This window comes from Pseudomonas jinjuensis (genome assembly GCF_900103845.1).
GTDB classification, from domain to species: Bacteria; Pseudomonadota; Gammaproteobacteria; order Pseudomonadales; family Pseudomonadaceae; genus Pseudomonas; species Pseudomonas jinjuensis.
In genome coordinates, this window is sequence record NZ_FNIJ01000005.1 from 307,969 (window position 1) to 328,975 (window position 21,007).

At 65.0% G+C, this 21,007-nt stretch carries 17 protein-coding genes; 7 read left to right on the top strand and 10 right to left on the bottom strand.

Annotation, left to right across the window (positions count from 1 at the left end; genetic code table 11):
• Window positions 1-241: 241 nt before the first annotated feature.
• The 3 genes from BLR75_RS09515 to BLR75_RS09525 are packed head-to-tail and all read right to left on the bottom strand — an operon-like array spanning window position 242 to window position 3,769.
• Window positions 242-1,303, bottom strand: a complete 1,062-nt coding sequence (locus BLR75_RS09515; RefSeq protein ID WP_084310501.1) for a saccharopine dehydrogenase family protein — start codon at window positions 1,301-1,303, stop codon at window positions 242-244.
• A 3-nt stretch (window positions 1,304-1,306) separates the two neighbouring features.
• The gene (locus BLR75_RS09520) at window positions 1,307-2,236 is read right to left on the bottom strand and encodes an alpha/beta hydrolase (protein ID WP_217633601.1); all 930 of its coding nucleotides are present in this window, start codon (window positions 2,234-2,236) and stop codon (window positions 1,307-1,309) included.
• Window positions 2,237-2,275: 39 nt separating this feature from the next.
• Window positions 2,276-3,769, bottom strand: a complete 1,494-nt coding sequence (locus BLR75_RS09525; protein ID WP_084315444.1) for a flavin-containing monooxygenase — start codon at window positions 3,767-3,769, stop codon at window positions 2,276-2,278.
• Window positions 3,770-3,897: 128 nt separating this feature from the next.
• Here BLR75_RS09525 and BLR75_RS09530 point away from each other — a divergent pair, with 128 nt between their 5' ends.
• Window positions 3,898-4,914: an AraC family transcriptional regulator gene (locus BLR75_RS09530; protein ID WP_217633602.1), complete on the top strand. Its 1,017-nt coding sequence runs from the start codon at window positions 3,898-3,900 to the stop codon at window positions 4,912-4,914.
• Here the strand turns inward: BLR75_RS09530 and BLR75_RS09535 are convergent.
• Window positions 4,884-5,444 (bottom strand): TetR/AcrR family transcriptional regulator, encoded by a 561-nt coding sequence (locus tag BLR75_RS09535; protein WP_217633603.1) that lies wholly within the window; start codon window positions 5,442-5,444, stop codon window positions 4,884-4,886. The two genes, BLR75_RS09530 and BLR75_RS09535, sit on opposite strands and share 31 nt — an antisense overlap.
• Before the next feature lie 160 nt (window positions 5,445-5,604).
• On the opposite strand from BLR75_RS09535, the gene BLR75_RS09540 reads away from it, so the two are divergent.
• Window positions 5,605-6,552, top strand: coding sequence for an alpha/beta hydrolase (locus BLR75_RS09540; protein ID WP_084315447.1), 948 nt, complete (start codon window positions 5,605-5,607; stop codon window positions 6,550-6,552).
• A 312-nt stretch (window positions 6,553-6,864) separates the two neighbouring features.
• Here BLR75_RS09540 and BLR75_RS09545 read toward each other — a convergent pair whose 3' ends face one another.
• Together BLR75_RS09545 and BLR75_RS09550 are read right to left on the bottom strand one after the other, a co-directional pair.
• Window positions 6,865-8,112 (bottom strand): ribonucleotide-diphosphate reductase subunit beta, encoded by a 1,248-nt coding sequence (locus tag BLR75_RS09545; RefSeq protein ID WP_084315449.1) that lies wholly within the window; start codon window positions 8,110-8,112, stop codon window positions 6,865-6,867.
• Window positions 8,113-8,286: 174 nt separating this feature from the next.
• Window positions 8,287-11,172: a ribonucleoside-diphosphate reductase subunit alpha gene (locus tag BLR75_RS09550; RefSeq protein ID WP_084315451.1), complete on the bottom strand. Its 2,886-nt coding sequence runs from the start codon at window positions 11,170-11,172 to the stop codon at window positions 8,287-8,289.
• Between the two features lie 720 nt (window positions 11,173-11,892).
• Here BLR75_RS09550 and BLR75_RS09555 point away from each other — a divergent pair.
• Both BLR75_RS09555 and BLR75_RS09560 read left to right on the top strand, forming a co-directional pair.
• A complete protein-coding gene (locus tag BLR75_RS09555) occupies window positions 11,893-12,600 on the top strand; it encodes a response regulator (RefSeq protein ID WP_084315453.1) in 708 nt (235 codons plus the stop codon).
• A gap of 93 nt (window positions 12,601-12,693) precedes the next feature.
• Complete coding sequence (locus BLR75_RS09560; protein WP_084315454.1) at window positions 12,694-14,307, top strand: ATP-binding protein; 1,614 nt, start codon at window positions 12,694-12,696, stop codon at window positions 14,305-14,307.
• Here BLR75_RS09560 and BLR75_RS09565 read toward each other — a convergent pair.
• Window positions 14,304-15,311 carry a GlxA family transcriptional regulator gene (locus BLR75_RS09565; protein WP_084315456.1) on the bottom strand — a complete coding sequence of 336 codons (1,008 nt, stop codon included), beginning with the start codon at window positions 15,309-15,311 and terminating at the stop codon, window positions 14,304-14,306. The genes BLR75_RS09560 and BLR75_RS09565 overlap by 4 nt on opposite strands.
• Before the next feature lie 107 nt (window positions 15,312-15,418).
• Here BLR75_RS09565 and BLR75_RS09570 point away from each other — a divergent pair, with 107 nt between their 5' ends.
• The 3 genes from BLR75_RS09570 to BLR75_RS09580 all read left to right on the top strand — a co-directional run bounded on the left by BLR75_RS09570 (window position 15,419) and on the right by BLR75_RS09580 (window position 17,713).
• Entirely contained in the window at window positions 15,419-15,973 is a 555-nt protein-coding gene (locus BLR75_RS09570) for a cysteine hydrolase family protein (protein WP_084315458.1), read from the top strand.
• Window positions 15,974-16,155: 182 nt separating this feature from the next.
• Window positions 16,156-16,980 carry an alpha/beta fold hydrolase gene (locus tag BLR75_RS09575; protein WP_084315460.1) on the top strand — a complete coding sequence of 275 codons (825 nt, stop codon included), beginning with the start codon at window positions 16,156-16,158 and terminating at the stop codon, window positions 16,978-16,980.
• Window positions 16,981-16,990: 10 nt separating this feature from the next.
• On the top strand, window positions 16,991-17,713 hold the full coding sequence (locus BLR75_RS09580) for a dienelactone hydrolase family protein (protein WP_084315462.1): 723 nt from the start codon (window positions 16,991-16,993) through the stop codon (window positions 17,711-17,713).
• A 234-nt stretch (window positions 17,714-17,947) separates the two neighbouring features.
• Here BLR75_RS09580 and egtD read toward each other — a convergent pair whose 3' ends face one another.
• The 3 genes from egtD to BLR75_RS09595 all read right to left on the bottom strand — a co-directional run bounded on the left by egtD (window position 17,948) and on the right by BLR75_RS09595 (window position 21,004).
• Window positions 17,948-18,910: an L-histidine N(alpha)-methyltransferase gene (egtD, locus tag BLR75_RS09585; protein ID WP_084315464.1), complete on the bottom strand. Its 963-nt coding sequence runs from the start codon at window positions 18,908-18,910 to the stop codon at window positions 17,948-17,950.
• Window positions 18,911-20,206 carry an ergothioneine biosynthesis protein EgtB gene (egtB, locus tag BLR75_RS09590; RefSeq protein WP_084315466.1) on the bottom strand — a complete coding sequence of 432 codons (1,296 nt, stop codon included), beginning with the start codon at window positions 20,204-20,206 and terminating at the stop codon, window positions 18,911-18,913.
• 309 nt (window positions 20,207-20,515) lie between these two features.
• On the bottom strand, window positions 20,516-21,004 hold the full coding sequence (locus BLR75_RS09595) for a GFA family protein (protein ID WP_084315467.1): 489 nt from the start codon (window positions 21,002-21,004) through the stop codon (window positions 20,516-20,518).
• Between the last annotated feature and the right edge of the window lie 3 nt (window positions 21,005-21,007).

Genomic DNA, 21,007 nt, shown 5'->3' on the forward strand with positions numbered 1-21,007 from the left:
GCCGCCTTTCAATCGTTCAAAAAACGCACGGCTTTGGCGTTGCTACGCGAAATCTGAAGCAGACCGGGCGGGCGCAGAACTGCTTCAGATTTCAACGTCCGCGGCCTACTTTCGCAGGCAGAAATCGCAGAGGGACTTTTTCAACACAATCTGCCAGCAGCAGTCATTCAGCTTGAGCTTCGGGAGGCTTGATTCGCGAAGTCTTCAGCTAGGTCGACATGGCCAGAAGACTGTTGCGAGTTCATGTATCGCAGGCTGGGCGACTGTCCGCAGTTTCGACGCCAGGCAGCGACGCCAAGAATCCTTTGCCCATCAGCATCGAGGGTGTGTAGTACCCGCGCGCCTGGCTCCCAATGCAGTGGCTGGAGATTGCCAGCGCGGTTTCGACCGTCAGGGTGTAGACGCTTGGTGCCGAAAAGGTCATGGCGACTTTTCTGCCATCGGCAGCAACCGCCTCGCCCCAGAACTGGGTCCGGTGAACGGCTCTCTGGGTTTCGTCAGGCCCGCCGGGGAAGATCTTTTCGGCCAGGCGCATGAGCCAGCGCTGAACCCTGGGTAACGTCAAGGCCCCTCTGAATGGCGAAGTCAGGCGCATCAGGATGCCCAGGCTCAGCGGCAGGGCCGTGTACACCATGCCATCCGGGGTGTTCGTCGATATTCCGGCCGTATAGACATCGGCCCACGGAATGGTCACGCCCCAGCGGCTGCGATCCCGAAACGGAATCCGCCGAATGCGATAGGCGTTGGCAACGGTCTTGAGCTGGTGTCCACGCCTTACCAGGCCGCCCATCTCGATGCCTTCCACCAGTGTCTTGATGGTGCCCACACTGGGGCGGGTGCCGAAGGAAAACGCCAGGTCGATGCGGGTCGCCTCAGGCAGTCGATCCTTGAGGCTCGCGGCCAGGCAGTCAGTGGGGACGATGTCGAAGCCGGCGCCGGGACAGAGAATGATGCCGGCTTCCCGGGCGCGCTCATCAAGTTGGTGGCACGCCTGGAAGACCGGGACTTCTCCGGTTATGTCCACGTAATGCACGCCGGCCGCCAGGCAGGCATTTACCAGTGCCTGCGCCGTCGACGAGAAGGGCCCCGCGCAGTTCAGCACGACACCGATGCCCTGAATGCTGGATGCGGCTTGCTGCACATCGAACGCGCGGTATTCAAGGTTCAGCTCGTCGGCCAGCGGGCGCAGTTTGGCTGCCGAGCGACCCGCGATGACGATATCCAGTCTGCGCCTTGCCGCTTCACGGACCATCAACTCACCGGTATAGCCATAGGCACCGTAGATCAAGATTCTTGCGTTCATGGATCATCTACCGTCGGTATCGCGGTTGTCGCGAAAAGAAGGCGTACCGCCCAGGGTCCGCCTGAAGAAAGCGATCTGGTCGGTCACCGCGGTTTCAAAACCTGCGCCGACATAGACAGCGAAATGCCCCATGCCCTCGTATCGGCGCAACTCGCCTTTGTTCGCGAGTTCGGCAACACGGACAGCCGCTTTGGGCGAAACGACCGAGTCCTCCATGCAGGCCTGAACCAGAATCGGACAGCGCAGTTGTTTCGCAAGCGTTATCGGGCGGTACAGGGAGAGCGTCAGGGCGAAACGCGCGCTCATCTGATTGCGCCAACCGGATGTGGCGATGGCCTGGTAACCGTCCCATGCCTCCGGTGAGCTCAAGGCCGCGAAGTCCCCGTGACGTCCCACCACGGGTATCAGCAGCGGGTCTTTGCCTATCAGGCCATGCAGCTGATCGACCAGCCCCAGGGCGCTCAGCTGAAGCAGGTTGCCCAGCCCTGCATAACCCAGGAACATGCCCACCGAGGCAAGGCCATCCATCATCGGATTCTGCGCTACGACGGCCGCGATCCTGTGGTCCCTGGCGGCGATGCTGGTGACATGGCCCCCCGAGAACGAAGTGCCCCACAGCGCGATGCGTGCAGGATCGACGCCGCCCTGGCAGCGAGCGAAAGCGATGGCGGCCCGCCAATCGGCGAGCTGGTTCGCTACCGTGAGCAACTGCCGGGGTTTGCCGCCGCTATCCCCGAAATAACGGTAGTCGAAGACCAGAACCCGATAGCCCTCGGCGACGAACCGCTCCGCGAACGGCGCCAGGCCCGAAGCTCGGGTGCCGCCCAGGCCATGGGCCATGACGATGCAGGGCAGGGCTTCCGAGCCTGCGTCCGCCGGGTGATAGAACCATGCCCTGCATTGAGTCTCCTGGCTGGCGAAGGAGACGTTCATGCGCTTGAACCGAGGCGACTTCATCGTTGCGCCTCCGCATCACGCCGAACGCAACCGGCTGACCGAGGCCACGCCAGTCGCTCGCTCGAACTGCAGGATGCCGTCCTCGATCGGCTGCTCTAGCAGCATCTGCGAGTCGCGCTCGTAGTGCATCAGCACCTTCCAGGGCAGCTTCCTGCCCTGGCGGGGCATGATCTCCTTGGCCCGTTGCACGTAGCCGGACTGCAGGGTGTCCAGCATGCCGATCCCGAGGGAGCAATCGTCCCGGTCCTTCGGTGTCACCACGGCGATGTCATGGGCTTCCATATGGCGCAGCAGGCGGCAGATGTATTCGCCGGCCAGGTCGGCCTTGAGGGTCCAGGGGGCATTGGTGTAGCCGAAGATCCAGGCCATGTTCGGTACGTTCTGGATCAGCAGCCCCTTGTACGTCATGGCATCGCGCAATTGTCTGGACTGCCCGTCGACCCGCATGTCGATGCCGCCGAGCATCAGCAGGTTGAGCCCTGTCGCCGTGACGATGATGTCGGCGTCGATCTGCTTCCCCGACTTCAGTCGGATGCCCGTTTCCGTCAGGGTATCGATGTGATCGGTGACGACCGACGCTCGCCCGTTCTTCAGGGCCTTGAAAAGATCGGCATCGGGAACGGCACACAGGCGTTCGTCCCAGGGCATGTATTTGGGCGTGAAGTGCGCCATGTCGACGCTCGGCCCCAGATGTCGGCGGGTCTGCCACAGGAAGAAACGGCGCATTGCCCTCGGCCAGCGGCGGCAGGCCTCGTAGAGCCAGCGCTGGAGCAGGATGTTGCGTTGACGGGCGAAGCCATAGACCCACTTCGACGGCAGGAAACGCTCAAGAACGGCGGAGATCCTGTCGAGTCCGGGGATGGAAAATATGTACGACGGGGAGCGTTGGAGCATGGTGACATGGGCCGCCTTGTCGGCCATGGCCGGCACAAGGGTTACCGCGGTCGCGCCGCTGCCGATGACCACGACCGTCTTGCCGCTGTAGTCGAGATCTTCCGGCCAGTGCTGAGGATGGATCCTGATGCCCTTGAACCTGTCTTCACCGGGAAACCTGGGCAGGAAGCCGGCATCGTGATCGTAATAACCGGTGCAACTGATGAAGAAGTCGCAGGTGTATTGGCGCGCTTCTCCGCTGGCCTCATCGATGGCGTCGAGCGTCCACTGGCGCTGCTGGCTGGACCAGTCGGCGCGCAGGATTTTCAACCCGTAGTGAATCTTCTTGTCCACACCGAACTGCTTGGCGGTATCGGCGATGTACTGGCGAATGGCAGGTCCATCGGCGAGCACCTTCAATTCGTTCCAGGGACGGAATTGATAGCCAAAACTGAACATGTCCGAATCCGAACGAATACCCGGATAGCGGAACAGGTCCCAGGTTCCGCCCAACTGCTTGCGCCGTTCCAGGATGGCCAGTTTCTTGTGGGGAAATGCACGCTGTACATGGCACGCCGTACCGATGCCGGAGAGGCCGGCGCCAACGATCAGGACGTCGAAATGCTGCGCTTTCATGGGAGTCTCCAAAGACCGTTCTTGTTCTGTGAAGGCCATACTGCACCGACCCTGTCGCCTTGCTCTTGATCCTGCGAGACATTCTTTTTACCCTGCGAGACATGTCAGAAATGGTCCGGTCCGCAGGTATGAAAGGCTTCTCCAGGCTCTTGCGCGAGCTTGGCGTGAACCCGCAGCCGTTGCTCGGCAAGCATGGCCTGCCGCAGGACCTGGGCGAGAATGACGATGAAATGGTGTCGCTGCGCGCGATCGTCGCCCTCATGGAGGACAGTGCGGCGGTAACCGGTTGCAGCGATCTGGGATTGAAGCTGGCCGCGCACCAGGACATCCAGGTACTGGGGCCACTGGCAACGGCCATCCAGCATTCGGCAAGCGTGCGCGAAGCCTTGAACACGGCATCGCACTACCTGTTCGTGCACAGTCCTGCCTTGGTGTTCAGCGTGCTCGAGTCCAGCAGCCTGGTTGCCGGCGCGGTAGAGCTGCGCATGGAGGTCGTGCTTTCGCGCCTGTCATCCAGGCGGCAAACGCTCGATCAGTGCCTGGGCGTAGTGCATCGCGTGGTCAAGTTCTTTGCGGGGAGCCAGTACCAACTGCTCGCCGTTGCGCTGCCGCATACCCCGCTGGCTGATCTCCAGGCCTACAAGAGCTTCTTCGGCGCGCCGGTTCATACAGATCAGGAATACGCCGCGTTGCATGTTTCGCCCAAAACGCTCAACAGCGGTCTGGCGGATGTGAATGCCGCACTCAGGACCGTTGCGCTGGACTACCTGGAGCGGCAATACGGTGATCCGAACCTGTCGATGACCGATCGGGTTCGGCGGGCACTCCGCTCCACATTGAGTTCGACGGGGGGAAGCAAGTCGGCCATCGCCGACCTGCTCTTCGTTCACCCGCGCACGCTGCAACGCAGGTTGGCGGCCGAGGATGCGACGTTCGACGCCATTCGCGATGAAGTCAGGCGCGAGGCCGCCGAGCGCTACCTCAACGAGACGCGCATTCCACTGGCCCAACTGGCCAGCCTGCTCGGCCTTGCGGATCAGTCCGTGCTGACCCGCCTGTGCCTGCGCTGGTTCGACACCACGCCCTCGGCGATGCGCAAGCGCAGCAGGGCACTTCAGGCCGGCGATTCCCAGCGGCTGAGATAGGCCTCGCTCGCTCTTACCGCTTCGGCACAGATTGCCTCGGAGATCATGCCGTCCTTGGCGTAGCCGTGCTTCATGCAGGCAAACGCGATCTCGACGGCCAGCGTGGCGACATCCGGCTCGGCGGGCAGCACCGGGCCATCGCCGAAGCCCGCCAGCCGCTCGCGAAGCAGCTTGCCCATGGCCTCGTTCTTGACGGCATGCGCGTGCCGGTCGTCCTCGGTGAACCCGCCCCTGAGCAGCAGGATGCTGGCCACCGGGAACCGGTTGTAGTAGCTCGCCACCGCCTCGATCAGTCGAGCCCCCCAGGTGCGCCAACTGTCGGCGGCGGCCAGATCCGTCCCCTCCATCACCTCTACCAGGCGCTCCATGTGCAGCGCCGCCAGACGAGAGAAGATGGCGTACTTGTCCGGGAAAAAGGGGTAGATCGCCGCGCGTGGAACCTCTGCGGCTTCCGCGATTGCGGGAATGGAGGTCTTCTCGGGACCTATCTCCTCCAAGAGCCGCTCCGCCACCTGCAGAACCTTGTTCATGCGGCTGGCGGAACGCTCCTGCCTGGGGCGGCGGGAACTCCGTTGAGCGCTATCGCTTGCTGGTAAATCCGACATAAGTTAGATTTTCCGTGTTTCTGACATTTGTCGGATTCTAGCAGCTGTCGCGGCTGCACCGCACATTCCACGAGGACAGAGCACCATGACCTACGCAGAGCAGCCCAACTGGCGCGAGATTCAGCGCTTCCTACCCGAGTCGTACCAGTTGCAGCCGGGAGATGAGCCGAGCGAGGAATGGTGGAATTGGCGGCAACACAGAATCCACCTGGACTGCTACCGCAATCCCGAGGCGCCACTGAAGGTGATCCTGCTCCATGGCGTGGGCACCAATGGCCGGCAGATGACGACGATACTCGGGGCCCCACTCGCCAGACGTGGCCTGGAGACCATCGCGGTGGACATGCCGGAATATGGCGTCACCCAGGTGGGGCGTGGCAAGCCCGTGCGCTACGACGACTGGGTGCAGGCCGGGTCCGACCTGGTCGACCGTGAGCTGGCAAGGGACTCGCGCCCCATCTTCCTCTATGGCCTGAGCGCTGGCGGGATGGAGGCCTACCACATCGCGGCGCTGAACCGGAAAGTGCAAGGCATCATCGGCATGACCTTCCTCGACCAGCGCATCCAGCAGGTGCGTGATGAAACCGCCCGCAACCTGATGATGAGCCGCCTGGGCGTTCCTCTGGCGAAGCTCAGCGCAGCGACGCCCCTTGCAGGGATGCGGATGCCGATGTCCCTCGCCAGCAAGATGTCGACCCTGGTGAACGACAAGGCGGCGCTGAACGCCTGCCTGGCGGACAAGACGTCGGCGGGCAAGTGGGTCACCATGGCTTTCCTTGCCTCCTATGGCAGCTACCGGCCAAGGCTGGAACCCGAAGACTTCGACGTTTGCCCTATCCTGCTGACCCAGCCCGCCGAAGACAAGTGGACGCCCCTGCACCTGAGCGAGCTGGTGCTGAAGCGAATCAACCGGGTGCCGGTAACGACCGTGATGCTGGAAAACGCCGGGCACTATCCCTTGGAACTGGCTGGGCTGGACCAGATGGTTGATGCGGTATTCGACTTCTGCAAAAGCAACATGCCGCTTCGCTGAGCAGCCCTCCCGGCGACAGATGATTCCCGTGTTATTGCGCTGAGTCATCGTTCAAGGTGAACGGCGGAGCTCTCACAGCCATTTGCATGTGGCAGCCTCCGCCTTGATGCGACAGGCAGTGTTTGACTGAAAGCGGACCGCTTCCCAATGTAAAAAGGCCGGTGAGCAAATGCTCGCCGGCCCTTTCGACTGCTTCTCTTCACCGCCATCCCTGGCGGCTCCGAGGTTCTCGCTTGTTACACTCCGCACTCGCTTGGTGCGTTCGTTTCACTTTGAAGTGAAAAAATTCCAATTCATCGTGAAAAATTCCGGTCAGTCCCAGCTCAGCGCACCGCCAGTCTGGTACTCGATAACGCGGGTCTCGAAGAAGTTCTTCTCCTTCTTCAAATCCATGATTTCGGACATCCACGGGAACGGGTTGGTCGCGCCCGGGTATTCCTCTTTCAGGCCGATCTGGGTCAGGCGGCGGTTGGCGATGAATTTGAGGTAGTCCTCCATCATCGCCGCGTTCATGCCCAGGACGCCGCGCGGCATGGTATCGCGGGCGTATTCGATCTCGAGCTGGGTGCCCTGCAGGATCATCTGGGTCGCTTCGTCCTTCATCGCGGCGTCCCACAGGTGCGGGTTTTCGATCTTGATCTGGTTGATCACGTCGATGCCGAAGTTCAGGTGCATGGATTCGTCGCGCAGGATGTACTGGAACTGCTCGGCGGTGCCGGTCATCTTGTTGCGACGGCCCATGGAGAGGATCTGGGTGAAGCCGCAGTAGAAGAAGATGCCTTCCAGCACGCAGTAGTAGGCGATCAGGTTGCGCAGGAACTGGCGGTCGGTTTCCGGGGTGCCGGTCTGGAACTGCGGATCGGAGATCGAGCGGGTGTACTTGAGACCCCAGGACGCCTTCTTCGCGACCGAAGGAATCTCGTGGTACATGTTGAAGATCTCGCCCTCGTCCATGCCCAGCGACTCGATGCAGTACTGGTAGGCGTGGGTGTGGATCGCTTCCTCGAAGGCCTGGCGCAGGATGTACTGGCGGCACTCGGGGTTGGTGATCAGGCGGTAGACGGCCAGCACCAGGTTGTTCGCCACCAGCGAGTCGGCGGTGGAGAAGAAGCCGAGGTTGCGCATGACGATGCGGCGCTCGTCTTCGGACAGGCCGTCCTTGCTCTTCCACAGGGCGATGTCCGCGTTCATGTTCACTTCCTGCGGCATCCAGTGGTTGGCACAACCATCCAGATACTTCTGCCAGGCCCAGTCGTACTTGAACGGCACGAGCTGGTTGAGGTCGGCGCGGGCGTTGATCATCTGCTTGTCGCCGACCTGTACGCGGGCGGCGGAGCCTTCGAGGTCGTCGAGGCCTTCCTGGATGTCCAGGTCGTTCAGGGCTTTCTTGGCGCGGGCCACGGCTTCGGAGTCGCCGGCCGCTACGGCGCGGGCGTCTTCGACGGAGCCGGCGGCTTCGTTGTCGAGCTTGTCGATGGCCTGGGCAGCGGCCTGTACTACGGTGGACGCCGGCTTGGCTTCGGCGGCGTCTTCCTTGTCGAATTCGTCCCAGCTGAGCATTGGTTCCTCTCCTGGTCTGGTAGACCGGTCCGGGCCGGTCTGGGTAACGGGTGGCGTGGGGGCACGCGAAAGCTTTGAAGTGGGGGAGGGGAAGAGCCCCTCACCCTAACCCTCTCCCGGAGGGAGAGGGGATTGTCCGTGCGTGCGGTGGGGTTCACCGCACGTGGCGAAGCCTTATTGGCAGGCTTCGCAGTCCGGATTGTCGATCGAGCAAGCCTGCGGGACCGGGGCCGGCTTCGGCTCTGCAGCCGCAGCGGCTTGCAGGCCGTCGTTGCCACCGGCCGACACGGCGTTCAGCTTGCCGGTGTTGATGGTCGACTTCTCGGTGCTGGTCGCGGCCAGGGCACGGAGGTAGTAGGTGGTCTTCAGACCGCGGTACCAGGCCATGCGGTAGGTCACGTCGAGCTTCTTGCCCGAGGCGCCGGCGATGTACAGGTTCAGCGACTGCGCCTGATCGATCCACTTCTGGCGGCGGCTGGCGGCGTCGACGATCCACTTGGTCTCGACTTCGAAGGCGGTGGCGTACAGGTCCTTCAGGTCTTGCGGGATACGCTCGATCTGCTGCACGGAGCCGTCGTAGTACTTCAGGTCGTTGACCATGACCGGGTCCCACAGGCCGCGCGCCTTCAGGTCGCGAACCAGGTAGGGGTTGATCACGGTGAACTCGCCGGAGAGGTTCGATTTCACGTACAGGTTCTGGTAGGTCGGCTCGATGGACTGCGATACGCCGGTGATGTTGGCGATGGTCGCGGTCGGCGCGATGGCCATGATGTTCGAGTTACGGATGCCTTTCTGTACGCGAGCACGGACCGGAGCCCAGTCGAGGGATTCGGTCAGGTCGACGTCGATGTACTTCTGGCCACGGGCTTCGATGAGGATCTGCTGGGAGTCCAGCGGCAGGATGCCCTTGGACCAAAGCGAGCCGTCGAAGGTCTCGTAGGCGCCACGCTCGTCGGCCAGGTCACAGGAAGCCTGGATGGCGAAGTAGCTCACCGCTTCCATGGACTTGTCGGCGAACTCGATGGCCGCGTCGGAGCCGTAGGCGATGTGCTGCAGGTACAGCGCGTCCTGGAAGCCCATGATGCCGAGGCCGACCGGACGGTGCTTGAGGTTCGAGTTGCGCGCCTGCGGGACCGAGTAGTAGTTGATGTCGATGACGTTATCGAGCATGCGCACGGCGGTCTTCACGGTCTTCTCGAGCTTGGCGGTGTCCAGCTTGCCGTCGACGATGTGGTTGACCAGGTTGATCGAGCCCAGGTTGCAGACCGCGATCTCGTCCTTGTTGGTGTTCAGGGTGATCTCGGTGCACAGGTTCGAGCTGTGCACCACGCCCACGTGCTGCTGCGGGCTGCGCAGGTTGCACGGGTCCTTGAAGGTCAGCCACGGGTGGCCGGTCTCGAACAGCATGGAGAGCATCTTGCGCCACAGGTCCTTGGCCTGGACGACCTTGAACACCTTGATCTTGTTGTACTCGGTCAGGGCTTCGTAATACTCGTAGCGCTCTTCGAAGGCCTTGCCGGTCAGATCGTGCAGGTCCGGTACTTCGGACGGGGAGAACAGGGTCCACTTGCCGTCGTCGAACACGCGCTTCATGAACAGGTCCGGAATCCAGTTCGCGGTGTTCATGTCGTGGGTGCGGCGGCGGTCGTCACCGGTGTTCTTGCGCAGTTCGAGGAATTCCTCGATGTCCAGGTGCCAGGTTTCCAGGTAGGCGCAGACGGCGCCCTTGCGCTTGCCGCCCTGGTTCACGGCGACGGCGGTGTCGTTCACCACTTTCAGGAACGGAACCACGCCCTGGGACTTGCCGTTGGTGCCCTTGATGTAGGAGCCCAGCGCGCGCACCGGCGTCCAGTCGTTGCCCAGGCCGCCGGCGAATTTCGACAGCATGGCGTTGTCGTGGATGGCGCTGTAGATGCCAGACAGGTCGTCCGGAACGGTGGTCAGGTAGCAGCTGGAGAGCTGCGGACGCAGGGTGCCGGCGTTGAACAGGGTCGGGGTGGACGACATGTAGTCGAACGAGGACAGCAGGTTGTAGAACTCGATGGCGCGTTCTTCCTTCTGCGGCTCCTCGATGGCCAGGCCCATGGCCACGCGCATGAAGAAGACCTGCGGCAGTTCGAAGCGGATGCCGTCCTTGTGAATGAAGTAGCGGTCGTACAGGGTCTGCAGGCCGAGGTAGGTGAACTGCTGGTCGCGCTCGTGGTTGATGGCGCGGCCGAGTTTCTCCAGGTCGAATTCCTTCAGCTTGGGATCGAGCAGCTCGAACTCGGCGCCTTTTTCCACGTAGGCCGGCAGGGCTTGGGCATAGAGGTCGGCCATCTCGTGGTGGGTGGCGCTTTCGGCGACGCCGAGGAAGCCCAGGGCTTCGGCGCGCAGGGTGTCCATCAGCAGGCGGGCGGTGACGTAGGAGTAGTTCGGCTCGCGCTCGACCAGGGTGCGGGCGGTCATCACCAGGGCGGTGTTGACGTCCTTCTCGGCCACGCCGTCGTAGAGGTTCTTCAGGGTCTCGCGCTGGATCAGGTCGCCATCGACTTCGGCCAGGCCTTCGCAGGCTTCGCTGATGATGGTGTTCAGGCGGCCCATGTCGAGCGGCTGCAGGTTGCCGTCGGCGCGGGTGATGCGGATGCTCGGGTGCGGCTGGGCGATCTCGCCGGCGCCACGCTTGCGCTCCTGCGCGCGGGCTTCGCGGTAGATCACGTAGTCGCGGGCGACCTTCTGCTCGCCGGCGCGCATCAGCGCCAGTTCGACCTGGTCCTGGATTTCCTCGATGTGGATGGTGCCACCCGACGGCATGCGGCGCTTGAAGGTCGCGGTGACCTGCTCGGTCAGGCGGGCGACGGTTTCATGGATGCGCGACGAGGCGGCGGCGGTGCCGCCTTCCACGGCGAGGAACGCCTTGGTGATGGCTACGGTGATCTTGTCATCGGTGTAGGGGACTACGGTGCCGTTGCGCTTGATCACGCGCAGCTGGCCCGGCGCGGTGGCGGCCAGATCCTGGGAGGATTCGGCGCCCTGCGGCACGGCTGCCTGCGGGTTCTCGCGAGTGGTGTCGGTCTGCATGGGTGGTTGTCTCCACATTCTCGTAATGGTGTGTTGCCGGCGCCGGGGCGCCTTCCTTTAACAAACAGCGAAACAAAAAAAGCCTGAGCAGCCGGCGCGATGCCGGACGCGGGAACTGAAACAAAGGGGAAAGGACTCGAATGCCTCCCTGGCCAAGTCGGGTTCGGCTTTACGGGCCGGGACCACAATACCTAGTGGTTTTGAATGACTGATTGCAACCTCTGTACCGCATTTCCATCGACATGGATCGCTCCTTGCGGTCTGTGCCGCGCGGGACCTCGATACGTCTGGAACTACGTTGTGAGCGGACCGGAGGAGCCGTTGAACAGGCTCGGGAAATTCGACTTCTTATAGTGTCCGGTCTGTAGTGGCAACCCCAAGATATAGGGGTGGGCCGCAACGGGGATACAAGATAATGCGCTTGGGCGGGCTTTGCAAGGCAGGTTTCCGGGGAAAACCTGTGGATAAAATGTGGGTGAAATGTGTGTGACTGGCTGGGCACGGCGAATGATCGAAGGATCAGGTTTTTCTGCCCGTTCGTCGTTACCGGGCGGGCCACCACGGTGCTTGCGGGGTACCGCGGCGGGGCAGGACCCTAACACAATATCTTGTGGTTTTGCCTCATTTCTGGCACGCCGGTGCGATAGGCGAGGCGGTTGGCTACAATGCTGCGGTTTCGTGGGGATTCGGTTGTTCCCCGGTTTGCGTGCAGGAGAGGGTATGGAGCAAGAAGCGCGGATTCTCATCGTCGAGGACGACCAGCGCCTGGCGGAGCTGACCCAGGACTATCTGGAAAGCAACGGCCTGCAGGTGTCGGTCGAATCCAATGGTGCGCTGGCGGTCGAGCGGGTGCTGGCCGAGCGGCCGGACCTGGTGGTGCTCGACCTGATGCTGCCGGGCGAGGACGGCCTGTCGATCTGCCGGCGCGTCCGTCCGGAATACGACGGCCCGATCCTGATGCTCACCGCGCGTACCGACGACATGGACCAGGTGCAGGGCCTGGAAATGGGTGCCGACGACTACGTCTGCAAGCCGGTGCGCCCGCGCCTGCTGCTGGCGCGCATCCGCGCCCTGCTGCGGCGCAAGGAGTCCGCCGAACCGGCACAGGGCGCTGTGGCGAGCAAGCGCCTGACCTTCGGCCAGCTGACCATCGACAACGCCATGCGCGAGGCCTGGCTCGGCGAGCAGACCATCGAACTGACCAGCGCCGAATTCGACCTGCTCTGGCTGCTGGCCTCCAACGCCGGGCGCATCCTGTCCCGCGAGGAAATCTTCAATTCCCTGCGCGGCATCGAGTACGACGGCCAGGACCGCTCCATCGACGTGCGCATCTCGCGCATCCGCCCGAAGATCGGCGACGACCCGATGCACCCGCGGCAGATCAAGACGGTGCGCAGCAAGGGCTACCTGTTCGTGGGTGAGGTGTGAGTTGTCTGCCGGACCTTTGCGTTCGCGGGGATGACGCCCGCATGAGGCCAGTCACCGCCATCTTCCCCGCGCACGCGGGGACCCAGTAAACAAATGAAATCGATCTTCCTGCGCATCTATGGCGGCGTGCTGCTGGCGCTGGTGCTGGTCGGCGCGCTGGGCGTGCTGACCCTGCACATCGTCAACGAGGTGCGCAGCGAGCGCTACCGCGAGGACCTGGCGCGCGGCACCTTCCGCCTGATGGCCGACGACCTGCGCACCATGAGCGAGTCCGAGCGGCGCCGCATGCTGACGCAGTGGAGCCGGCTGATGGGCATTCCGCTGAAGCTGGTGCCCCTCGACTCGCTGACGGTTTCCGGCCGCGACCGGGCACGGCTGGTCAACGACCAGGTACTGGTGCGCGAGGGCGGCCCGCACGATTTCCGCGTGATGACCCAGGTCAGCGCGCCGGAGGGGCTGGTCCTCCAGGGCGAGGTCGAGCAGATCAGCGAGCAGCTGGCGCGCGCCACCATCTACCTGCTGATGGACGACCTGCAGGGCTATCCGGCCAGCCAGCAGCCCTATCACCTGGCGCGGATCGTCCGCGACAAGCGCTTCGGCTTCGACGTGCACCTGCGCGACCTCAAGGACGTCGACCTCGACGACGACCAGAGCCGCCGCGTGGAGGAGGGCGACACGGTGCTGGCGCTGGGCAAGGACGGCGATTCGATCCGCGTGCTGGCGGGCATCCTCAATACGCCCTGGACCCTGCAGCTGGGCCCGATCTTCCAGATGAACCCCTATCCGCCGCAGTTGCTGGCGCTGATCGCCGCGGCGGCGCTGAGCCTGATCGGCTTCATCGTCTACCTGCTGGTCAGCCGCCTGGAGACGCGCCTGAGCGGCCTGGAAAGCGCGGCGGCGCGGATCGCCCGCGGCAGCCTCGACGCCCGGGTGGAAGTGCGCGGCGCGGATGCGGTGAGCCGGCTGGCCGGCTCGTTCAACCACATGGCCGAGCAGATCCACAACCTCGTCAGCATCCAGCGCGAGCTGGTGCGCGCGGTGTCCCACGAACTGCGCACGCCGGTGGCGCGCCTGCGCTTCGGCCTGGAGATGGTCGAATCGGCGGAGTCGGACGACACCCGGCGCAAGTACATGGAAGGCATGGACGGAGACATCCAGGAACTCGATACCCTGGTCGACGAGATGCTGACCTACGCGCGCCTGGAGCAGGGCTCGCCGCCGATGACCTTCGAGAGCCTGGAGCTGGGCGTGCTGGTCGAGCGGGTCGCCGCGGAGGTCGCCCCGCTGCGCCGGGAAGTGCAGATCACCTGCGAGGCCGGCGTGCTGGTGCCCTACGACCAGGGCAGCTGGATCGAGGCGGAGCCGCGCTACCTGCAGCGCGCCCTGCAGAACCTGATCGGCAACGCCCTGCGCTACGCCGACGGGCGGGTGCGGGTGAGCTACCGGGTGAGCATCGACCGCTGCCGGGTGGACGTCGAGGACGACGGGCCGGGGGTGCCGGAAGAGCGCTGGGAGCGCCTGTTCACGCCGTTCTTCCGCGTCGACGACAGCCGCACCCGGGTCACCGGCGGCCACGGCCTCGGGCTTTCCATCGTGCGGCGGATCATGCGCTGGCATGGCGGGCGGGCGCACATCAGCCGCAGCCAGGCGCTGGGCGGGGCGTGCTTCAGCCTGGTGTGGCCGCGGCGGCAGAGGAAGGCGGACTAGGTCCCGGTCGACTCTTCCCGCCCGGCCCGCCTCACCCCGAAGCGCATCCGATACTCCTTCGGCGCCAACCCGACGATGCGCTGGAACACCTTCCGGAACGCCCCGGGGTCCTGGTAGCCCACTTCCCAGGCGATCTGGTCGACGCTGCGCTGGGTGAACTCCAGCAGTTCGCGGCCCCTGGCAACGCGCAGCTGCTGGCAGTACTCGGTCGGCTTCAACCCGGTGGCCTGCTGGAAGCGGCGCAGGAAGGTGCGCTCGCCGAGGCCCGCCTGCGCCGCCATGGCGCCCAGCGAGACTTCCCGCCCGCCCTGTTTCTGCAGCCAGTGCTGGACCTTGAGCACCGCCGCGTCGCCGTGGGTCAGTGGCGGCGCGAAGCGGCTGAAATAGCGCTGCGACTGGCGGCTGAGGTCGACCACCAGGAAATGCGCGGTGGCCGAGGCGATCGACGGCGACAGCAGGCGGCCGACCAGCGCCAGGCCGAGATCGGTCCAGGCCATCAGACCGCCGGCGGTGATGATGTCGCCGTCGTCGACGATCAACTGGTCGGCGTCCACCTCGACGGCCGGGAAGCGTTCGGCCAGCGCCCTGGCCGAGCCCCAGTGGGTGGTGGCGCGGCGTCCGTCGAGCAGGCCGGTCTGCGCCAGCACGAAGGCGCCGGCGCAGACCGAGCCGAGCGTCGCCCCGGCGGCATGCTGCCGGCGCAGCCACTGGCTGAACGGCTGCAGGGCCCCGGCCTCAGGCAGGGCGTCGAGGCTGGGCGGCAGGATCACCACGCTCATCCGGCCGGCGCTTTGCGGATGACTGTCGAACACGCAGCGGATTTCCCCGGACTGCGCGTCCGCCGCCCAGTGCCGCACCCGCAGGACCGGCAGTGGGGTATCGGAGTGTTCGGCGGCCATGCGGTTGGCCACGCCGAACAGATCGGTCAGGCCGTGCACCGCGGCGAGCTGCGCGCCGGGGTAGAGGAGCAGGCCGATTTCCAGCGTATCGTTGCGCGCGCCCATGTCAGTTTTCGCCTCGAATATGTCGATCCCGCCAATCCTCGGCCAGTCGCCCCGGGGTTATCAATAGGCGCATGGGACGACCGCTCCCCCAACCAGAGGAAAACGACATGACCAGGCAAGCGCTCATCGTGGTGGACATCCAGAACGACTACTTCCCCGGCGGCAAGTGGACCCTCAGCGGCATCGACGCGGCCTCCGACAACGCCGCCCGCCTGATCGCCGCGGCCCGCCAGGCCGGCGACATGGTGGTGCACATCCGCCACGAGTTCGCCAGCAGCGATGCGCCGTTCTTCGCCCCCGGCACGCCGGGCGCGGAAATCCACCCCAAGGTACGCAACCAGGGCGACGAGCCGGTGATCCTGAAGAACTTCGTCAACTCCTTCCACCAGACCGACCTGAAGCCGCTGCTCGACAGCCACGGCATCGAGGAAGTGGTAATCGTCGGAAATATGAGTCACATGTGCGTCGACGCCGTCACGCGCGCCGCAGTCGACTACGGTTACAGGGCCACGGTGATTCACGATGCCTGTGCTTCGCGTGACCTCGAGTTCAACGGGGTGGTGGTGCCGGCGGAGCAGGTCCATGCAGCCTTCATGGCCTCTCTCGCCTTCGCCTACGCGCAGGTGCTCTCCACCGAGCAGTACCTGGGAACGCAGCGCTAGCGCCCTGCACGGGCCATCACCGGGCGAACCCGTGGACGCAGTTCGCCGCCGCATGCCGACCGGCGGCGCCACGCCATAGTGGCGGCTGGGCCCGGTTCTGGGCCTGCCGCCATGTTCCGTGCATGCGACGGGCCACCGGCCACGGCCGGCCGCCCGCACTCCCTGGAAGAGGAGGGCGCAAGATGAGCTACATCACCACCCGGGACGGCACAGAGATCTACTACAAGGACTGGGGCTCCGGTCAGCCGATCGTGTTCAGTCATGGCTGGCCGCTGTGCTCCGACAGCTGGGAATCGCAGATGCTGTTCCTCGCTGACCACGGCTTCCGCTGCATTGCCCACGACCGCCGCGGACATGGCCGTTCCAGCCAGCCCTGGTACGGCAACGAAATGAACACCTACGCCGACGACCTGGCGCAACTCATCGAAACCCTGGAACTGAAGAACGTCGTGCTGGTCGGTTTTTCCACCGGTGGCGGCGAGGTCAGCCGCTACATCGGCCGCCACGGCAGCCGGCGGGTGGCCAGGGTCGGGCTGATTTCCGCCGTGCCGCCGCTGATGCTGCTGACCGAGCAGAATCCCAAGGGCCTGCCGCTCAAGGTCTTCGACGAACTGCGCAGCGCCTCGCTGGCCGACCGCTCGCAGCTCTACCGGGACATCGCCAGCGGCCCGTTCTTCGGCTACAACCGCCCGGGAGCCAGGCCTTCCCAGGGCGTCATCGATGCGTTCTGGATGCAGGGCATGATGGCCGGACACAAGAGCGCCTACGACTGCATCAGGGCCTTCTCGGAAACCGACTTCAGCGAGGACCTGAAGAAGTTCGACATCCCGACCCTGGTGCTGCACGGCGACGACGACCAGATCGTGCCGATCCAGGCCGCCGGGCTGGAGTCCGCCAGGCTGGTGCCGAACGCCCGGCTGATCGTCTACCAGGGCGCGCCGCACGGGCTGGCCGAGACCCACAAGGACCGGCTGAACGTGGATCTGCTGGAGTTCATCAAGAGCTAGGAGGAATCCGATGAGTACCACCCAGGGCGTGCGCGACAGCGCACTGACGGTCACCACACCGGACGGCGAGTTCCATGCCTTCGTCGCGCTGCCGGCCGCCACGCCGGCGCCGGTGGTGGTGGTGATCCAGGAAATCTTCGGCATCAACGACGACCTCAAGGAAACCTGCCGCACGCTCGCCGGCCAGGGCTACCTCGCGGTATGCCCGGACCTGTTCTGGCGCCAGGAGCCGGGCGTCAGCATCACCGACAAGACCCAGGCCGAATGGGACAAGGCGATCAAGCTGTACCAGGGCTTCGACGTCGACAACGGCGTGTCCGACATCATCGCCAGCATCGCCACCGCGCTGAAGCGGCCCGACGCGGTCACCCGGGTCGGTGTCGTGGGCTTCTGCCTGGGCGGCCTGCTGTCCTACCTGACCGCCACCCGCACCAAGGTGGATGGCGCCGTGTCGTACTACGGCGTGGGCATCGACCAGCACCTGGACGAGGCCTCGAACATCAAGCACGGCCTGCTCATGCACATCGCCGAGGAGGACGAGTTCGTGCCCCCGGCGGCGCGGCAGAAGATAGTCGCGAAACTGGGCGGCAACCGGCAGATCGAGATCCACACCTATCCCGGCTGCAACCACGCCTTCGCCCGCAACGGCGGGGTGCACTACGACGATGCCGCGGCGAAGCTGGCCAACGGGCGCACGGCGAAGTTCTTCGAGCAGCACCTGAAGGGGGCGTGAAGCCCGTTCACAGGGATGACGTAGGGCGGGCGAAGCCCGCCACCAATGCATAATTGCGGGTTGCACCCGCCCTACGGGTTTCCGCTGTTTCCGGGATCACTCCCGCGTCGGAAACGGGTGGATGAGGCTTCTTTCATCCACCATTGCGGGGCCGCCGGCGCGGCCATGGTGGATCGGTGGAGCGTGATCCACCATACGCCCTGGCCTTGCCCACGGGGCCAAGATTTCCCGAGCTCACTCCCGCGTCAGGTAATGCACGCTGAACCAGCGGTTCGGGTCGGTCCAGTGCGCCGCCGGGCGGAAGCCCGAAGAGGCGGCCAGTTCGCGGAAGGTCTCCGGGGCGTACTTGCAGGAGTTCTCCGTGTGCAGGCTTTCGCCCTCGCGGAACATGAAGCGCCGGCCTTCCAGGCGCAGCGTCTGCGCGCGGCGGCTGACCAGGTGCATCTCGATGCGCGATTCGGCTTCGTTGTAGAAGGCGTGGTGGCGGAAGCGCGCGGGGTCCAGATCGGTGTCCAGCTCGCGGCGGATGCGTTCCAGCAGGTTCAGGTTGAAGGCGGCGGTGACCCCGGCGCTGTCGTTGTAGGCGGCTTCCAGCACGCTGCGCTCCTTCGGCTGGTCGACGCCGATCAGCAGCCCGCCGCTGCGCGGCAGCAGGCGGTGCAGGTTGCGCAGGAAGATGCGCGCCTCGGCGGGGGTGAAGTTGCCGATGCTGGAGCCGGGGAAGAAGGCCACCGGCCGGCCGCCGTCCAGCGCTCCGGGCAGCGCCAGCGGTCGGGAGAAGTCGGCGTGCAGCGCGTGCACGCTGAGCCAGGGATAGTCGTCGGCCAGGCGCTGCGTGCTGCTGAGCAGGAAGTCGCGGGAGATGTCGATGCCCAGGTAGCGCGCCGGGCGCAGCGCCTCCAGCAGCAGGCGGACCTTGCGGCTGGCGCCGCTGCCCAGTTCCACCAGGGTGACGCCCGGGCCGAGGCGGTCGGCGATTTCATCGGCGTTGGCGGCGAGGATGCCTTCCTCGGTGCGCGTCAGGTAGTACTCGGGCAGGTGGGTGATCTCCTCGAACAGCTCGGAGCCGCGCCGGTCATAGAAGAATTTCGGCGCCAGGCGCTTGGGTTCGGCAGCGAAACCGGCCAGGACTTCGTCGCGCAACGAGGCGCAGTCGTCCTGCGCAAGACGGTCGTGAAAGCTGATCGCGAGTGCCATTCAGGCCTCCTTGGCCAGGCGCAGTCCGGCGAATTGCCAGCGCATGGCGGGGTAGAAGAAGTTGCGATAGGTACTGCGGATGTGGTCTCGGGGTGTGGCGCAACAGCCGCCGCGCAGCACCATCTGTCCGGACATGAACTTGCCGTTGTACTCGCCCAGGCTGCCGGACAGCGGCTTGAAGCGCGGGTAGGGGCGGAAGGCGCTGCCGGTCCATTCCCAGACGTCGCCGAACATCTGCTGCAGGGCATCGGGGGCGTCCATCGCGGCGACCGGCTGCAGGTGGTCGTTCTCGACGAAATTGCCCCCGGGCGGCAGGTGCGCCGCCGCCACTTCCCATTCCGCCTCGCTGGGCAGCCGCGCGCCGGCCCAGCTGGCGTAGGCGTCGGCCTCGTAGAAGCTGAGGTGGCAGACCGGCGCTTCCAGGTCGAGCGGGCGCAGGCCGCCGAGGGTCATCTCGTACCAGGCCTCGTCCTCGTGCAGCCAGTACAGCGGCGCGCGCCAGCCATCCTGGCGCACCAGGTTCCAGCCGTCGGAGAGCCACAGCTCGCTGCGCGCGTAGCCGCCGTCGATGATGAAGTCGAGGTACTCGGCGTTGCTCACCGGCCGGCTGGCCAGTTGGAAGTCGCCGACGAACTCGCGGTGGCGCGGCGACTCGCAATCGAAGGCGAAACCGTCGCCGCCGTGGCCGATGCTCTGCACGCCGCCGGCGAAGCCATGCCAGCGCAGCGGCGCGGCCGGGATCGTCGGCGCCGGCGCCAGGTCGCCGCGATAGACCGGGTGCAACGGGTTCTGCGCGAGGATGTGCTTGATGTCCATGAACAGCAGCTCCTGGTGCTGCTGCTCGTGCTGCAGGCCCAGCTCGACGCGGCGCGCGATCTCCCGCGCGTGCTCGGCCGGCGGCGCGGCGAGCAGTTCGCCCATGGCCCGGTCGACATGCGCGCGGAAGGCCATCACCTCGGCCACCCCGGGTCGCGAGATCAGCCCCCGCCGCGCGCGGGTGAAGGGCGTGCCGTGGGTTTCGTAGTAGGAGTTGAACAGGTGGTCGTAGAGCGGTTCCGGCGTGCGGTAGCCGGGCAGGAAGGGCTTGAGGACGAAGGCCTCGAAGAACCAGGTGACATGCGCCAGGTGCCATTTCGGCGGGCTGACGTCGGGCATGCTCTGGACCACATGGTCCTCGGCGCTGAGCGGGGCGCAGATCGCCTCGCTGGCCGCGCGTACGCGCTGGTAGCGCTGCGGCAGCGGCTCCCGGGAATGGGCATCTTCCTGTTCCGATATCGCGCTTGCGAGATGGCGCATGGCGCTTCTCCTTTGCGGGACGCGGTGATCGCGTCTATTTGGAACCGACACGGCGGCATATCGAAAGTTGCAATTGGAATGAGGCGACGGCCGGTAGGGGGGGCGTCGGCCGTTCGTGGGTGGATGGTGCTTTTCCATCCACCCTTGGCGAGGTCTGCGGCCTCGATGGTTTCATGGTTCCCGCGCTCCCGCGTAGGAACGATAAACGCGGGGATCCAATGAACCGTGTAGGAGCGGGCCATGCCCGCGACCGGTCGCGCCCAGGTGCGCTCCTGCTGGCGATCCGATCTCCATCCACATGCAAAGCCCTCAGCAGCTCAATCCCAGTCGCTCATGCCATTCGGCGATGGATTCCTCCGGATAACCATCGAACAACTGGTCGCCCGGCCGCGCGCTCACCTCGACCCAGGGCGCCTTCGAATCCAGCAGCAGGTGGGTGTGCTCCGGCGGCACCGGCAGCGGCGTGTCGATGGCCGAGGCGAAGGGGTGGACCAGTTCCGGCCAGGTCGGGTCGTAGAGCCACAGGGCGCTGCCGCAGACCTTGCAGAAATGCCGCTGCGCGCTGCTGGTGATGGCCCGGCTGGAGCCCTCGCGGCGGATCTTCGCCTGGTAGACGGTGAGGTTCTTCGCACCGCGTACCTTCAGGCTGCGGTAGTCGCCGCCGAGGTTGATGGCGTAGCCGCCTCCGCCCTGGGTCTTGCGGCAGATCGAGCAGTAGCAGCGCTGGTAGGGGTAGGGATGGGCGCTCTCCAAGGTGAAGCTGACGGCGCCGCAGTGGCAGGAGCCTTCGAGAAGCATGGC

Bases quoted from the DNA above. Each gene is read 5' to 3' on its own strand.
- BLR75_RS09515 (WP_084310501.1), bottom strand. From the start codon at position 1,303: ATGAACGCAAGAATCTTGATCTACGGTGCCTATGGCTATACCGGTGAG.
- BLR75_RS09520 (WP_217633601.1), bottom strand. From the start codon at position 2,236: ATGAACGTCTCCTTCGCCAGCCAGGAGACTCAATGCAGGGCATGGTTC.
- BLR75_RS09525 (WP_084315444.1), bottom strand. From the start codon at position 3,769: ATGAAAGCGCAGCATTTCGACGTCCTGATCGTTGGCGCCGGCCTCTCC.
- BLR75_RS09530 (WP_217633602.1), top strand. From the start codon at position 3,898: ATGAAAGGCTTCTCCAGGCTCTTGCGCGAGCTTGGCGTGAACCCGCAG.
- BLR75_RS09535 (WP_217633603.1), bottom strand. From the start codon at position 5,444: ATGAACAAGGTTCTGCAGGTGGCGGAGCGGCTCTTGGAGGAGATAGGT.
- BLR75_RS09540 (WP_084315447.1), top strand. From the start codon at position 5,605: ATGACCTACGCAGAGCAGCCCAACTGGCGCGAGATTCAGCGCTTCCTA.
- BLR75_RS09545 (WP_084315449.1), bottom strand. From the start codon at position 8,112: ATGCTCAGCTGGGACGAATTCGACAAGGAAGACGCCGCCGAAGCCAAG.
- BLR75_RS09550 (WP_084315451.1), bottom strand. From the start codon at position 11,172: ATGCAGACCGACACCACTCGCGAGAACCCGCAGGCAGCCGTGCCGCAG.
- BLR75_RS09555 (WP_084315453.1), top strand. From the start codon at position 11,893: ATGGAGCAAGAAGCGCGGATTCTCATCGTCGAGGACGACCAGCGCCTG.
- BLR75_RS09560 (WP_084315454.1), top strand. From the start codon at position 12,694: ATGAAATCGATCTTCCTGCGCATCTATGGCGGCGTGCTGCTGGCGCTG.
- BLR75_RS09565 (WP_084315456.1), bottom strand. From the start codon at position 15,311: ATGGGCGCGCGCAACGATACGCTGGAAATCGGCCTGCTCCTCTACCCC.
- BLR75_RS09570 (WP_084315458.1), top strand. From the start codon at position 15,419: ATGACCAGGCAAGCGCTCATCGTGGTGGACATCCAGAACGACTACTTC.
- BLR75_RS09575 (WP_084315460.1), top strand. From the start codon at position 16,156: ATGAGCTACATCACCACCCGGGACGGCACAGAGATCTACTACAAGGAC.
- BLR75_RS09580 (WP_084315462.1), top strand. From the start codon at position 16,991: ATGAGTACCACCCAGGGCGTGCGCGACAGCGCACTGACGGTCACCACA.
- egtD (WP_084315464.1), bottom strand. From the start codon at position 18,910: ATGGCACTCGCGATCAGCTTTCACGACCGTCTTGCGCAGGACGACTGC.
- egtB (WP_084315466.1), bottom strand. From the start codon at position 20,206: ATGCGCCATCTCGCAAGCGCGATATCGGAACAGGAAGATGCCCATTCC.
- BLR75_RS09595 (WP_084315467.1), bottom strand. From the start codon at position 21,004: ATGCTTCTCGAAGGCTCCTGCCACTGCGGCGCCGTCAGCTTCACCTTG.